Source organism: Demequina pilifera, assembly GCF_048814985.1.
GTDB lineage: Bacteria > Actinomycetota > Actinomycetes > Actinomycetales > Demequinaceae > Demequina.
The window spans coordinates 92771-107032 of sequence record NZ_JBMDTW010000004.1; the positions used below are offsets into that span (position 1 = coordinate 92771).

The 14262-nt window shown below is 70.6% G+C and carries 14 protein-coding genes; all 14 read left to right on the top strand.

Translation table 11 applies throughout. The annotated features are described in order from the left end of the window. Positions 1 to 9: 9 nt before the first annotated feature. The 14 genes from ACNI14_RS08265 (at position 10) to ACNI14_RS08330 (ending at position 14198) form a co-directional block, all read left to right on the top strand. Positions 10 to 1074 carry a tRNA (adenine-N1)-methyltransferase gene (locus ACNI14_RS08265; RefSeq protein ID WP_420519519.1) on the top strand — a complete coding sequence of 355 codons (1065 nt, stop codon included), beginning with the start codon at positions 10 to 12 and terminating at the stop codon, positions 1072 to 1074. Then, positions 1074 to 2483, top strand: coding sequence for a proteasome ATPase (gene arc, locus ACNI14_RS08270; protein ID WP_420519520.1), 1410 nt, complete (start codon positions 1074 to 1076; stop codon positions 2481 to 2483). Before ACNI14_RS08265 ends, arc begins: the two co-directional genes overlap by 1 nt. A 2-nt stretch (positions 2484 to 2485) precedes the next feature. Then, positions 2486 to 4009: a depupylase/deamidase Dop gene (gene dop / locus ACNI14_RS08275; protein WP_420519521.1), complete on the top strand. Its 1524-nt coding sequence runs from the start codon at positions 2486 to 2488 to the stop codon at positions 4007 to 4009. A gap of 9 nt (positions 4010 to 4018) precedes the next feature. Next, entirely contained in the window at positions 4019 to 4204 is a 186-nt protein-coding gene (locus ACNI14_RS08280; RefSeq protein ID WP_420519522.1) for a ubiquitin-like protein Pup, read from the top strand. A gap of 23 nt (positions 4205 to 4227) precedes the next feature. Then, on the top strand, positions 4228 to 5649 hold the full coding sequence (gene pafA / locus ACNI14_RS08285; protein ID WP_420519523.1) for a Pup--protein ligase: 1422 nt from the start codon (positions 4228 to 4230) through the stop codon (positions 5647 to 5649). A gap of 33 nt (positions 5650 to 5682) precedes the next feature. Continuing rightward, positions 5683 to 6609: an FKBP-type peptidyl-prolyl cis-trans isomerase gene (locus ACNI14_RS08290; protein ID WP_420519525.1), complete on the top strand. Its 927-nt coding sequence runs from the start codon at positions 5683 to 5685 to the stop codon at positions 6607 to 6609. Then, the gene (hisF, locus tag ACNI14_RS08295; RefSeq protein WP_420519526.1) at positions 6606 to 7376 is read left to right on the top strand and encodes an imidazole glycerol phosphate synthase subunit HisF; all 771 of its coding nucleotides are present in this window, start codon (positions 6606 to 6608) and stop codon (positions 7374 to 7376) included. The genes ACNI14_RS08290 and hisF overlap by 4 nt, the downstream gene beginning before the upstream one ends. Then, positions 7373 to 9247, top strand: a complete 1875-nt coding sequence (locus ACNI14_RS08300; RefSeq protein ID WP_420519527.1) for an ABC transporter ATP-binding protein — start codon at positions 7373 to 7375, stop codon at positions 9245 to 9247. The genes hisF and ACNI14_RS08300 overlap by 4 nt, the downstream gene beginning before the upstream one ends. Then, positions 9244 to 11019, top strand: a complete 1776-nt coding sequence (locus ACNI14_RS08305; protein ID WP_420519528.1) for an ABC transporter ATP-binding protein — start codon at positions 9244 to 9246, stop codon at positions 11017 to 11019. Before ACNI14_RS08300 ends, ACNI14_RS08305 begins: the two co-directional genes overlap by 4 nt. A 154-nt stretch (positions 11020 to 11173) precedes the next feature. Further along, positions 11174 to 11569 (top strand): phosphoribosyl-AMP cyclohydrolase, encoded by a 396-nt coding sequence (gene hisI / locus ACNI14_RS08310; RefSeq protein ID WP_420519529.1) that lies wholly within the window; start codon positions 11174 to 11176, stop codon positions 11567 to 11569. After that, positions 11566 to 13113 carry an anthranilate synthase component I gene (locus ACNI14_RS08315; protein ID WP_420519530.1) on the top strand — a complete coding sequence of 516 codons (1548 nt, stop codon included), beginning with the start codon at positions 11566 to 11568 and terminating at the stop codon, positions 13111 to 13113. Before hisI ends, ACNI14_RS08315 begins: the two co-directional genes overlap by 4 nt. 29 nt (positions 13114 to 13142) lie before the next feature. Next, the gene (locus tag ACNI14_RS08320) at positions 13143 to 13379 is read left to right on the top strand and encodes an HGxxPAAW family protein (protein ID WP_420519531.1); all 237 of its coding nucleotides are present in this window, start codon (positions 13143 to 13145) and stop codon (positions 13377 to 13379) included. A gap of 40 nt (positions 13380 to 13419) precedes the next feature. Then, complete coding sequence (locus tag ACNI14_RS08325; protein ID WP_420519532.1) at positions 13420 to 13755, top strand: DUF4190 domain-containing protein; 336 nt, start codon at positions 13420 to 13422, stop codon at positions 13753 to 13755. Between the two features lie 5 nt (positions 13756 to 13760). Further along, a complete protein-coding gene (locus ACNI14_RS08330) occupies positions 13761 to 14198 on the top strand; it encodes a DUF2752 domain-containing protein (protein WP_420519533.1) in 438 nt (145 codons plus the stop codon). Positions 14199 to 14262: the final 64 nt, after the last annotated feature.

Below are 14262 nucleotides of genomic sequence, written 5' to 3' on the forward strand. Positions count from 1 at the left end.
ACTGGAGGCATGACTGCCCCCACCCTTCCTGCAGGCGCCGACGCGCGTCGCGGCCCGCTCCGCGCAGGCGACCGCATCCAGCTCACCGACGCGAAGGGCCGCCACCACACGATCGTGCTGGAGGCGGGGAAGACGTTCCACACCCACCGCGGCCAGTTCGAGCACGACGAGATCATCGGCCGCCCTGAGGGCGTGGTGGTCACCAACACCGCGGGCTACGACTACCTGGTGCTGCGTCCGCTGCTGAGCGATTTCGTGATGTCGATGCCGCGCGGTGCGGCGGTGATCTACCCCAAGGACTCGGGGCAGATCATCCAGATGGCCGACATCTACCCCGGCGCCACGGTCGTCGAGGCTGGGGTGGGTTCCGGCGCGCTCACGATGTCGCTGCTGCGCGCGGTGGGCGACCACGGTCGCCTGATCTCGGTCGAGCGCCGCGAGGACTTCGCCGACATCGCCCGCGCGAACGTCGAGAGCCACTTCCATGGCCCGCACCCGGCGTGGAGACTGGAGATCGGCGACTTCGCGGATCGCGTGCGCGAGCTGGAGCCCGGCACGGTCGACCGCGTCGTGCTCGACATGCTCGCGCCCTGGGAGAACCTCGAGGCGGCGGCCGATGCGCTGGCTCCGGGCGGCGTCTTCCTCGCCTACGTCGCGACGGCTACGCAGTTGTCTCGGGTCGCCGAGGAGCTGCGCTCTCACGGCGGCTACACGGAGCCGCAGGCGTGGGAGTCGATGGTGAGGACGTGGCACCTCGAGGGCCTCGCCGTGCGCCCCGATCACCGCATGATCGGCCACACCGGGTTCCTGATCACCTCGCGCCGGCTGGCGCCTGGCCAGACGGCGCCCATCCGGACCCGGCGCCCCTCGAAGGGCGCCTACCCCACCGACGCCGACTGGACGCCGGAGGACCTGGGCGAACGGTCGGTGAGCGACAAGAAGGTGCGCCGCGTGCGTCGCGACGCCGAGCGCACGCGCGACGTGGAGATGGGCGTGGGCCTCGACACGGGCGAGGACATCGACAACGGCGGCGGTGCGGACACCGACACCGGCGCCGAGGACGGAGGGCGCTGATGGTCGTCGACGGACAGGACAAGATCGCCGCGCTGCAGGCGCGCAACACCGAGCTGCAGCGTCTCCTGGAGGCCGCGCGGGAGTCGCTGGGCGAGATGCGCGACAAGCTCGCGGAGGCGCAGCAGCCGCCGCACACCTTCGCCACGTTCGTGAAGCGCGAAGGGTCGTTGGCCGACGTGGTGAGCAACGGCCGCCGCATGCGCGTCGCGATGCTTCCCGAGGTGGGGCCGGACCTCTCCGCCGGTGACGAGGTGCTCCTGAACGCCATGAGCGTGGTGGTCGGGGTCGCCGACGCCGAGCGCTCGGGACAGGCCGCGATCGTGCGCGAGGTCCTCGATGACGACAGGGTACTCGTGGTGTCCCGTGGAGAGGATGAGCGCGTGGTGGTGCTCGTGGGTGGGAGCGCCTACGAGCGGCTCCACGAGGGGGACACGGTCGTCATCGACCCGCGCACCGGCTTCGCGACGGAACGCGTCGAGCGCACGGGCGTCGAGGCCCTGCTGCTCGAGGAGGTGCCGGACGTCGACTACGCGTCGATCGGCGGTCTCGCCGCGCAGATCGAGCGCATTCGCGACGCGATCGAGCTGCCGCTGCGCCACCCGGACCTGTACCGCGAGCACGCGTTGACCCCGCCGCGGGGGCTGCTGCTGTACGGCCCACCCGGATGCGGGAAGACCCTGATCGCGAAGGCGGTCGCGCATTCCCTCGCCGATGCGGTGGGAGCGGACCGCTCGTACTTCCTGTCCGTCAAGGGCCCCGAGCTGCTCAACAAGTACGTGGGCGAGACCGAGCGGTACATCCGCACCATCTTCGAGCGCGCACGGGCCAAGGCGTCCGAGGGCTCACCCGTGGTGGTGTTCTTCGACGAGATGGAGGCGCTGTTCCGCTCGCGCGGCTCCGGCGTGAGCTCGGACATGGAGACGACGATCGTGCCGCAGCTGCTGACGGAGCTCGACGGCATCGAGCAGCTCGGGAACGTGATCGTGATCGGCGCCTCGAACCGCGAGGACATGCTCGACCCCGCGATCCTGCGTCCCGGACGGCTCGACGTGAAGATCGAGATCAGCAGGCCGGACGCGGTGTCGGCTCGCGACATCTTCTCCAAGTACCTCACGACCGACCTGCCGCTCGCCGGTTCGGCGGTGGACGCGGCCGGCGGCGACCGCGACCGCGCGGTGGAGGCGCTGATCGAGCGCGGCGTGGATCGCCTCTATGCGGACCCCGCCAACGGCAAGTACATGTCCGGGGCACTCGTGCGCAACGCCGTTGACCGTGCGAAGACGCGGGCGATCAAGTCCGTGATCGGCGGCGGCGATCGCGGCATCTCCGCAGAGCACATGGACGCGGCGTGCGAGCAGGAACTGGCCGAGGCCAAGGCGGTCGCCTCGAGCTCGCTGCGCGAGGACTGAGCGTGCACATCGCGGGAATCGAGACCGAGTACGGGATCGTGGATCCGGCGCGAGAGACGGCCAACCCCATTCTGCTGTCCTCCCGCCTGGTCAACGCGTGCCGGCTGTGGGCGGACGGTCGCAGCGCCCCGTGGGACTACGGAGGCGAGGATCCGCTGCAAGACCAGCGCGGGCATCGGCGCGACAGAGCGACCGCCGGAGCCGACATGCTGACGGACGCTCACGAGTGGAACCCCCAGCACGGCCTGGTGTCGCTGCGCCGGCGCCGCGGGACCTGGGAGGATCCGGCCCACCTGAACGCGGTGCTCGGCAATGGCGCGCGCTTCTACGTCGATCACGCGCACCCCGAGTACTCGGGGCCGGAGGTGGCGACCGCGCGCGAGGCCGTGGTGTGGGATCGCGCCGGCGACGCGATCGCCCTCGCGGCGGCCGCGCGCTACGCGCAGGAGGAGGACTCCACGGTCGCGCTGTACAAGAACAACGTGGATGGCAAGGGTGCGAGCTACGGCACGCACGAGAACTTCCTGGTGAGGCGCGACGTCGACTTTCACCGGCTCGCTCAGCTCGTCACGAGCCACCTGGTGACCCGGACCATCGTGGTGGGAGCCGGACGGGTCGGACTGGGCCAGCGGGGCGAGGAGTCCGGGTTCCAGATCTCCCAGCGCGCGGACTACATCGAGACCGAGATCGGCCTCGAGACCACCCTGCGCCGCCCCATCGTGAACACCCGCGACGAGCCGCACGCCGACCGTCGCCGCTGGCGTCGCCTGCACGTGATCGTGGGGGACGCCAACTGCTTCGACGTGCCCGTGTACCTGAAGGTGGGAGCGACGTCGCTGGTGCTGTCCGCGATCGAGGCGGACGACGAACGGCTCGAGGCGCTGCTGCTCGCGGAGCCCGTCGCCGCGGTGCGCACGGTGTCGCGCGACCTGTCGCTCGGCGTCGCCCTGCCCTTGGCCTCGGGGGAGTCCGCGACCGCGCTGGAGATCCAGCGCGCGCTGCTCGAGATCTGCCGCGACTACGTCGCCGACGCCGACGATGCCCAGGTGATCGCGCGCTGGGAGAGCGTGCTCGACGCGCTCGGCCGCGACATCTTCGAGGCCGCCCGGGACGTCGAATGGGTCGCCAAGCTGCAGCTGCTGGGCAGGCTGCGCGACAAGCACGCGCAGCCCGACACGGAAGGCATCGCGGTGCCGATGCCCTGGTCGGACGCGCGCCTCGCGGCGCTCGACCTGCAGTGGGGCCGGCTCGGCGACGGCTGGGCGAGGCGACTGGCCGATGCGGGCGCCGCCACGCGCCTGGCGGACGAAGCCGAGGTGGAACGGGCCATGCGCACGCCCCCCGCATCGACGCGCGCCGCGGTGCGCGGTGCGTTCGTGGGCACCTATCCGCAGCTCGTCGACGCGGCGGGATGGGCATCGGTCGTGCTCGACCGCGAGAACGCCCACGGCAAGCTCGAGGTGCTCCACCTGGACGATCCGTTCGCGACCACTCACCCCATGCTCGACGAGCTCGCGCGGGGATAGGATCGAGTCATGCCTCAGACCCATGCCTCCGGACAGCCCTACGAGGACGACGCGCCCGATCCGGCGCCGCCGTCCGCTCCCGCCAAGGCGGAGAGCACCAGCGCCGTCGACAGCCTCCTGGACGAGATCGACGGCTCGCTGCAGACCAACGCGGAGCAGTTCGTCCGCTCCTTCGTGCAAAAGGGCGGGCAGTAGCCGCGGCCGCGTTCCCAGACGGGGTGTCCGCCGAGGTCCCGCCGCCGCTCGAGGTTCCCGCCGAGCGCCGCATCTTCGGACTGGAGACCGAGTTCGGACTGCACCTGGACGCGCCGAACGCTCGCGCCGTCACGCCCGAGGAGGTCGCCGGCCACCTGTTTCACTCGGTGGTCAAGTGGGGGCGCTCGTCCAACGTGTTCCTGCCCAACGCGTCCCGCCTGTACATCGACGTGGGCGCGCACCCGGAGTACGCGACCGCCGAGTGCGACTCGCTGACGGACCTCATCGCCTCGGACAAGGCGGGGGAGCGGATCGTGCACGACCTCGTCGCCGACGGGGAGCGACGGCTGGCCGACGCGGGCGTCGAGGGCACGATCCACCTGTACAAGAACAACACCGATTCGGCCGGCAACTCGTACGGATGCCACGAGAACTACCTGGTGAGGCGGCGCGCGGACTTCCGAGCCTTCGCATCGGCGCTGCTGCCCTTCCTGGTGACGCGGCAGATCGTGACCGGGGCGGGCGCCATCACGCGCACCCAGGCGGGCGCCGCCTACAGCTTCTCCCCGCGGGCCGACCACATGTGGGAGGGCATGAGCTCGGCGACCACGAGGTCCCGGCCCATGATCAACACCCGCGACGAACCCCACGCGAATGCCGAGCTGTATCGCCGCATGCACGTGATCGTGGGCGACTCGTCCATGTCCGAGACCACCACGCTGCTCAAGATGGGCGCCACCGACCTGCTCTTGAGGCTCATGGAGGCGCACGTCCGGCTGCCGGACCTGACGCTCGCCAATGAGATGCAGGCGATCCGCGACGTGGCGCACGACCTGAGCGGCACCGCGACCTTCGAGCTCGCGGACGGCCGCCGGCTCACCGCGGTGCAGGTGCAGCAGGAGTACCTCGACGCGGTCCGCTCTCAGCTCGGCGCGGTCATCACGCCCACGGCCGAGGTGGACAGGATCCTCGACCTGTGGGATCGCGGAATCCGCGCGGTCCGGGATCAGGACCCGGGGCTGGTGGACACCGAGATCGACTGGGCCATCAAGCGGCGCCTGCTCGAGCGCTACCGCGACCGCCTCTCCTGCGCGTGGGACGATCCCCGCCTGGCGCGACTCGAACTCGCCTACCACGACGTCTCCCCGGAGCGGGGGCTGTTCCCAAAACTGGTCCGGGACGGCCTCGCCCAGACGGTCGTGGACGACGCGCGCATCGAGCGCGCCAAGGCGGTGGCGCCGGAGACCACCCGTGCCCACCTGCGCGGCAGATTCGTCACCGCGGCGCTGGCGGCCCGGCAGGACTTCACGGTCGACTGGGTCCACCTCAAGATCGCCGGCGGCGCCAAGAGCACTGTGCTGCTGAAGGACCCGTTCCGGAACACGGACGAGCGCGTCGACGTTCTCCTCGAGGCGCTGGCCACCGCCTCCGCGCCGGTAGAATGACGTCCTCCCACCTCGTCCTGAAAGGGGCCTTCCATGCGCTCGACCGTCCTGACCGCAGGGGCGTGCGCCCTCGTGCTGTCGCTGACGGCGTGCTCGGCCACGGAGGGCGAGGCTGACGCGAGTCCCTCGGCATCGGGCGACATCTCGCAGGTGACGGTGGTGCAGTCCGAGACGCTCGCGCCCGACATCGAGTTCGTGCCTGACCAGACCTACCTCGACGAACAGACCGAGGTGCTGTGGGAGGGCGAGGGCGATCCGCTCGTCGAAGGACAGCCGCTGCTGCTCGACATCTATGGCGAGTCGCTGGTCGACGGCTCGGTGGTGATGAACACGTTCGACGGCCTGCCTGAGTCCTTCCTGATGGCACCGGAGATCGTGGGAGAGGGCATCTACGAGGCCCTCCAGGACGTAAACGTCGGCGGTCGCGTGCTCGCGGTGTCGCCGCCTGGCAACGGCGCCGACGCCCGAGAGCCGGTGGCGCTGGTGGTGGACGTGCTCCCCACGAGCGCTCAGGGCGAGCAGCAGCAGCCGGTCGAGGGAATGCCTGAGGTGTCGCTGGGAGTCGACGGCGAGCCCGTGGTCAAGGTCGACCCCGATCGCGAGGCCAGTGCGGACCTCGAGGTGGCCACCCTGATCAACGGCGGGGGCACGCAGGTGCGCTCGAACTCGCTCGTGCTCGCCAACTACACGATGGTGCACCACGACCCGAGCCCCGAGGACTCCGAGGAGCAGTGGGAGCCCGGCGACGTCTTCGACTCGTCCTGGGAGAACGAGCGGGAACCGTTGCTGATCGAGATGGACCAGGTGTCCGCGGTGCCCGGCCTCCAGCAGGGGCTGCTCGACCAGACCGCGCGCTCGCGGGTGCTGATGGTCGTGCCCCCGACCCTTGGCTACCCCGAGCGCGGCAGCATGATCATCGTCGTGGACATCCTCGACGTGTGGAATCCGGAGGATCTGTGAGCACTTCAGTGCGCGTCATCCCATGCCTGGACGTCGACGCGGGTCGGGTGGTCAAGGGCGTGAACTTCGTGGACCTGCGCGACGCGGGCGACCCCGTGGAGCTGGCGCGCGCCTACGGCGCTGCCGGAGCCGACGAGGTCACCTTCCTCGACGTCACCGCATCCTCCGCCAACCGCGACACGACCTTCGACGTCGTGGGGCGGACGGCCGACCAGGTGTTCGTGCCGCTGACCGTCGGCGGGGGAGTGCGCTCGACAGACGACGTGGACCGGCTGCTGCGTGCAGGCGCCGACAAGGTCGGCGTGAACACGGCCGCGATCGCCCGTCCCGCGCTGGTGTCGGAGATCGCGGAGCGGTTCGGCAGCCAGGTGCTCGTGCTCTCGGTGGACGCCCGGCGCTGCCAAGGCGAGACCACCACCCCGTCGGGCTTCGAGGTCACGACTCACGGCGGCAGGCGAGGCACCGGCATCGACGCCGTCGAGTGGTCCCGCAGGGGCGCCGAGCTCGGCGCGGGCGAGATTCTGCTCAACTCGATGGACGCGGACGGCACCACCTCGGGGTTCGACCTCGAGCTGATCGCTCAGGTGCGGGCAGTGGTGACCGTGCCGCTCATCGCCTCCGGCGGAGCGGGAACGGCGGAGCACTTCGTGCAGGCCGCCCGCGCGGGGGCCGATGCGGTCCTGGCCGCCAGCGTGTTCCACTTCGGCGCCCTGTCGGTCGCCCAGGTGAAGGCCGCGATGCGCGACGCCGGCATCGAGGTGAGGTGACGCCCTCGAACCGCCACGCGGCCGACTATCGCCTGTCGGGAACGTTCAACCGCAAGGCGCTGCAATTGCTGCGCCACGGCGTGCGCACGGAGCCCAAGCGGTTCGCCTTCGCCATCACCGCGGCGGCCCTGTTCTCGCTGCTGACCGTCGCGTTCGGCACGCTGCTGGGACAGATCACCGACGAGATCGTGGTGCCCGGCGTCGCGGGCGAGCCGATCGGCGGCCCGTGGGGCGAGATCACCCAGGACCCCGTCCACGCGATCCTGCTCGCCGGTGCGGTGTTCCTCGGGATCGGGGTCGTCAACGCCGTATTGGTCGGTCTGCGCCGCGGCGTGCAGGGGATCGCGGTCGCCGGCGTGGGTGCGCGTCACCGGCGCGTGGTCGCGGATGCGCTGGCGAGCCTGCCGCTCGGCTGGCACCGCGCCAACCCGTCGGGCCGCATGCTGTCGGCCATGTCCTCCGACTCCGAGAGCGCGACCAACACGCTGCACCCGTTCGCGTTCACCGTCGGGTCCTTCGTGATGATGTTCGCGGCCGGCTTCTCGATGTGGCGCATGGACCCATGGCTGGCCGTCACCGGACTCGCCGTCGTGCCCGTCATCTTCGCGATCAACCTCGCATACGAGAAGGTGATCACTCCGCGCTGGGACCTGGGTCAGACGCTCCGGGCGGACGTGTCGACCATCGCGCACGAGAGCTTCGAGGGCGGCACCGTGGTGAAGGCGCTGGGCGCCGAGGAGCGTGAGACGCAGCGCTTCGCGGCCGCCGCCCGCGGCCTGCAGGACGCCGACATCAAGGTGGGTCGGACGAGCGCGTGGTTCGAGCCGCTGATGGACCTCATTGTGCCGCTGGGCTCAGTCGCCCTGATGATCGTGGGCGCCATCCGCGCCGATGCCGGGGCTGTCTCGGTCGGAAACGTCGTGTCCGCGATCTACCTGGTGACGCTCATGGCGGTGCCGATTCGCGGACTCGGCTGGGTGCTCGGCCAGATGCCGCAGGCGCTCGTCGCGTTCCGGCGTGTGGGGGAGATCGCGCAGGCCGCCACCGAGGTCGACGATCCGGGCGACGCCCCTCTTCCCAAGGACGGCGCGGGAGCCATGCGGTTCGACGCCGCCGACATCGGCGCCGACGACGGCGACGGCAACCTCGCGGTGATTCTGCGCGACGTGTCGCTCCAGTTGTCGCCCGGGACCGTCACGGCGCTGGTGGGCGCCACCGGCTCGGGCAAGTCGACGGTGGCGCTCGCCGCGTCGCGGCTCGCGCGCCCGATCACGGGCTCGGTGACGCTCGACCAGGTTGATCTCGGCACGATCGAGGGCCTGGGCGAGCACGTCGCCCTCGCGCCGCAGACCGCATTCGTGTTCGCGGGCACGGTGCGCGACAACGTGACCCTCGGCGAGCCCTTCACCGACGATCAGGTATGGGACGCGCTGCGCCGTGCCAACGTCATGGACGTGATGGAAGTGCTCGGCTCGGGAGAGCACGCGGGGCTCGACGCGCGCTTGGCGGAGCGCGGCATGAATCTGTCCGGGGGACAGCGCCAGCGGCTCGCCCTCGCACGCGCCCTGGTGCGTCACCCGCGGGTGCTGGTGCTCGACGACGCGACGTCCGCCGTCGACCCCCGTGTCGAGCAGGAGATCCTGAGGGGCCTCAGCGCCGACGGCGCCGGACCGACGGTGCTGATCATCGCGTACCGGCTCGCATCGATCCTGCTCGCGGACCATGTGGTGCATGTCGACGCCGGCCGGGTGGTGGACGCGGGCTCGCACCTCGAGCTGGTCGCGCGCGACCCCGGCTACCGCGAGCTGGTGATGGCGTACGAGGAGGACTCGAAGCGCCAGGCGGATGAAGAGGCGGGATACGTCGGATGAACGAGAACTCGAGCGTCATCCACATGTTCCGGCGCGGCCTTCAGGTGAGCCCCGAGTTCCGCGTGGGTCTCGTGGTGACGTTGGTGCTCGCCACGTTCGCGGCCATGGGCCGAGCGGCCGTGCCCTTCCTGACCCAGCGCGTGACGGACGAGGGGCTGCTCGCCGACGGCGGCGTGGATGTCGAGACGGTGGTGATGTACGCGTCCGGGGGAGCGGTCGTGCTGGTGATCGCCGCGGTGCTCGCGTGGCGCGTGCGCGTGCGCATGGTCACCGCCGCGGAGCAGGGTCTGGCCACGCTGCGCATTCGGGCGTTCGGCAAGGTTCACGAGCTCTCCGTGCTCACTCAGAACGAGGAGCAGCGCGGTCGCTACGTGTCTCGCGTCACGGGAGACGTCGAGACCATGCGCGACCTCATGCAGTGGACCGGCGCCGCCATGATCATCTCCGCGCTCGAGGCGACCGTCGTGTTCATGGTGATGCTCGCGTACTCGTGGCAGCTGTCGCTGCTGGTGCTGGTCGCGTTCCTGCCCATGGTGGGGTCGCTGTTGTGGATTCAGCCGCGCGTGCGGCGCGCCTTCCAGGTGGTGCGCTCCAAGATGGCGGACCTGATGGGCCGCACGTCCGAGCAGATCGTCGGCGTCGCCACGATCCGGTCCTACGGCGTGCAGCAGCGCATGCGCGACCAGCTCCACGGCGAAATCGACGACATCCTCGCGGCCGAGCGCAAGGCCTCGATCCTGGCCTCCGCGAACTTCTCCTCGACGGTCGTGGGCCAGTCGCTCGCGACGGGATTGGCGCTCATCGGCGGCACGGTCCTCGCGATCGACGGCGCAATCACGGTGGGCACCGTGGTCGCGTTCGCCTTCCTCGTCTACATGTTCGCCGGACCCCTCATGTGGATCATCGAGATGCTCGCCGAGATGCAGCGCGCGGTGGTGGGCTGGAAGCGCGTGCTCGAGCTCGTCGACCAGGAGGTCACGGTGGCGGATCCGGGAGAGGACGGCACCCCGATCCCGCACGGGCACGGGGACCTGTCCGTCGAGGGGGTGCGCCTCACCTACTCCGACGGTCCCGAGGTGCTCAAGGGCGTCGACCTCAACGTGCCCGCGGGAAGGCGCATCGCGCTGGTGGGTCAGACCGGATCGGGCAAGACCTCGCTGGCGAGGCTGATGTCGCGGTTCTTCGATCCCACGGACGGCGTGGTGCGGGTGGGCGGAGTCGACCTGCGCGAGGTGCCGATGCGGTCGCTGCGCCGGTCAGTCGCGGTCGTCCCGCAGGAGGGCTTCCTGTTCGACGGAACGGTCCGTTCGAATCTGGCCTATGCGCTGCCGGAGGCCTCCGAGGCTGACCTCGAGCGCCGCGCGCTCGCCGCGTTCGAGTCTCTCGGCCTCGACGCCTGGGTGGCGGGTCTTCCCCTCGGTCTCGACACGCCGGTGGGGCCGCGCGGCGAGCTGCTGAGCGCCGGCGAGCGGCAGCTCGTGTCGATCGCCCGGGCCTACCTGCGCGATCCGGACCTGCTGATCCTGGACGAGGCCACCAGCGCCGTCGACCCGGCCACCGAGGTGCGCATCTCGCGCGCGCTCGAGGGGCTGATGCAGGGGCGCACCGCCGTGGTCATCGCGCACCGGCTGTCGACCGCGGAGCGCGCGGACGTGGTCGCGGTGATGGAGCAGGGCGAGCTGGTCGAGGTGGGGCCGCACCGCGAACTCGTCGACGCGGGCGGCATCTATGCCAGCCTCTACGGCGCCTGGGTGTCGCAGACGCGCGACTGAACCCCCGCATCGGCCGCCTGGCCTTTCACTACGAACCACTTCGTGCCCGATGCGCGGGCGCGCCGGGCAGGCGCGCCGCCTCACGGCAGCGTGTCGCGCGCGAAAGTGGTTCGCAGTGAAGGGTGCGCTGGGTGGGATCTGGAAGGATGGGCGCATGCCTCTCGACGTCGACATCGCCTCGCGCCTCAAGCGCACCGACGACGGGCTCGTCTGCGCCGTCGTGCAGGAACGATCCACGCGCGACGTGCTCATGGTCGCGTGGATGAACGACGATGCCCTCCACGAGACCCTCACGACCGGCCGCGCCGTCTATTGGAGCCGCTCGCGCGGAGAGCTGTGGCGCAAGGGGGACACCTCGGGCCACGTCCAGGTCGTGCACCGCGTCGAGCTGGACTGCGACGGTGATGCGCTGCTGGTGACGGTGACCCAGGAGGGGCCCGCATGCCATACGGGCGCCACCCGCTGCTTCGACGCCGGGGGAGACCTCGGTGCTGTGGATGGACACGGCGCTGTCGATGGAGACGGCGCTGTTGACGGTGGGTCGCTGTGAGCGCTCCGGTGCGCGTCGAGTGGGGTGAGACGTGGCCGTCGCTCGACGAGTTCGTCTCGCTGGGCACCACTCATCGCGTGGTGCCCGTGGTGCGGCGCGTGCTCGCGGATGGCCTCACGCCGGTGGCGGTGTATCGCGCTCTCGCCGCGGAACGACCGAACACCTTCATCCTGGAGTCGGCGGAGCCGGATGGGACCCGCGGCCGCTACTCGTTCGTGGGCGTCCACTCCCGCGCTGCGCTCACTGTCGACGGAGACGACGCGCGCTGGTCCGGGGACGTGCCCGTGGGCCTCGCGGACGGCGCACCGCTCGAGGTGATCCGGGCCGCCCTGAGCGAGCTCCGTTCCGAGGCGATCCCGGGCCTGCCGCCGCTCACGGGCGGTCTCGTGGGCGTGATGGGCTGGGACATCGTGCGCCAATGGGAGCCGACCCTGCCGCAGAAGGCGCCCCGGGACATCGACGTGCCCGACGCCCACCTGCTGCTCGCGACCGACGTCGCCGCGATCGACCACCACGACGGCTCGGTATGGCTGATCGCCAACGCGGTGAACGCGAACGCCCAGGAGGCCGGGATCGAGCAGGCGCACGCCGACGCTCTGAGGCGCCTGGACGCCATGGAGCGCGCCCTGGTGGACGCGCCCGCGGGCGAGGTGTCGGTGCTCAGTGACGATGCGGCCGAGCCGCGCGTGAGCCACCGCAGCGGCCCAGGCGAGTACGAGCACATGGTGAAGTTCGCGAAGGAGGCCATTCGCGACGGCGAGGTGTTCCAGATGGTGCCCGCGCAGCGATTCGACGTCGACTGCGACGCCTCGGCCCTCGACGTGTACCGCGTGCTGCGCACGCTGAATCCCAGCCCGTACATGTACTACTTCCAGCTTCAGGACGATGCGGGGCGCGAGTTCGCGGTCGTGGGTGCGAGCCCCGAGTCGCTGGCCGCCGTCCACCGCGGCCGAGTCTCGACGTTCCCCATCGCGGGTTCGCGCCGGCGCGGCGCGACCGTGGAGGAGGACCGTCGCCTCGAGGAGGACCTGCTCGCGGACCCGAAGGAACGCGCCGAGCACGTGATGCTCGTGGACCTCGCCCGCAACGATCTCGTGAAGGTGTGCGAGCCCACCTCGGTGGAGGTCGCGGAGTTCATGCGCGTGAACCGCTACTCGCACATCATGCACATCTGCTCGACGGTCGAGGGCGACCTCGAGCCCGCGTACGGGCCCGTGGACGTGTTCGCGGCGACCTTCCCAGCCGGAACGCTGTCCGGGGCGCCCAAGCCGCGGGCGATCGCGCTCATCGACGAGATCGAGCCCGCGCGGCGCGCGTTCTACGGCGGCGCGGTCGGGTACTTCGACTTCGCGGGCGACATGGATATGGCGATCGCGATCCGCACCGCGCTGATCGAGTCCGGCGTCGCGCACGTGCAGGCGGGCGCCGGGGTGGTCGCCGACTCGGTGCCCGCGAGCGAGGACCAGGAGACCAAGGACAAGGCCGCCGCGATGATGCGGGCCATCGCGCTCGCGTCGCGCCTGGGCGCGGCAGGGCGTGGCTAGACTGGCCCCACGACTGGCAAGGAGAAGGTATGTCGAGCATTGAGATCGCCCCGGAGAACCTCCCCGAGGAGGCCCACCCCAACCACGGCAAGACCACTGCCGGGTGGGTGACGAACATCGGGCTGATCGTGGCGGCGCTGGTAGCTGCGGTGGGGATCGCGTTCCCCATTTGGCCCGTGGTGTGGGTCGGAGTCGGCCTCGCAGTAGTCGCGCTCGCCGCCGGAGCCGCGCTGCGCGCTCTCGGTCACGGCCAGCCGCTGCAGTAGCGTTCGAGTACGTCGATCGCGCTAATCAAAGGAGAGAAGCATGACGGACGTCCCCCCGCCCCCACCACCCGCGGCCGGGCAGCCCCCGATGCCGGGCGCTGGCGGCAATGAGTCGAAGAACAACCTCGGCACGATCTCCCTCGTGCTCGGCATCATCGGCATCCTGTGCTGTGGGCTGTTCACGGGCATCCCGGCGATCATCGTCGGCAAGAACTCCAAGAAGGCACAGGAGCAGGGACTCGCGACCAACGGCAACCTCGGACAGGTCGGCTTCATCCTGGGCATCATCGCCACCGTGCTGTCGGTGATCGGCCTGTTGGTCTGGGGCGGCCTGATCGCCACGGGCAACGCGATCGACTGGACCACCACCGTTTGACCCCCGTGAGCACGGCCGATGCGCGCGTCGACGACGCCGCGACACTGCGGCGCCGCCGGTTGGCGACACCCCTGGTGGCATCGGCCGTGCTCGCGACGGCCACTCTGTACACGGCGCTCGCCGATCCTTACAGATCAGGCTTCTTCCCCTCGTGCATCTTCCTTGCCAGCTCAGGCCACTGGTGTCCGGGATGTGGCGGGCTGCGCGCCGTCCATGAGTTGGCGCGCGGCGACATTGGGGCCGCCCTGGGTATGAACCCCCTGGTGGTGCTGCTCATCATCCCGCTGGGCATCGCGTTCCTCCTCGCCTGGCTGCAAGCCGCATGGCGCGGCAGGCCCGTTCCTTCCGTTCCGACCTGGCTGGCCATCGGCCTCCCCGCGCTGCTGTTCGTCTTCTGGATCGTTCGCAACGTCCCGGCTCTCGAGCCCTACCTCGCGCCCTGAACACGACCTGACCCAGCACGGTCATGGAATGGCGTGCCCGGCGGTAGCATGGGGGCGACGGAAA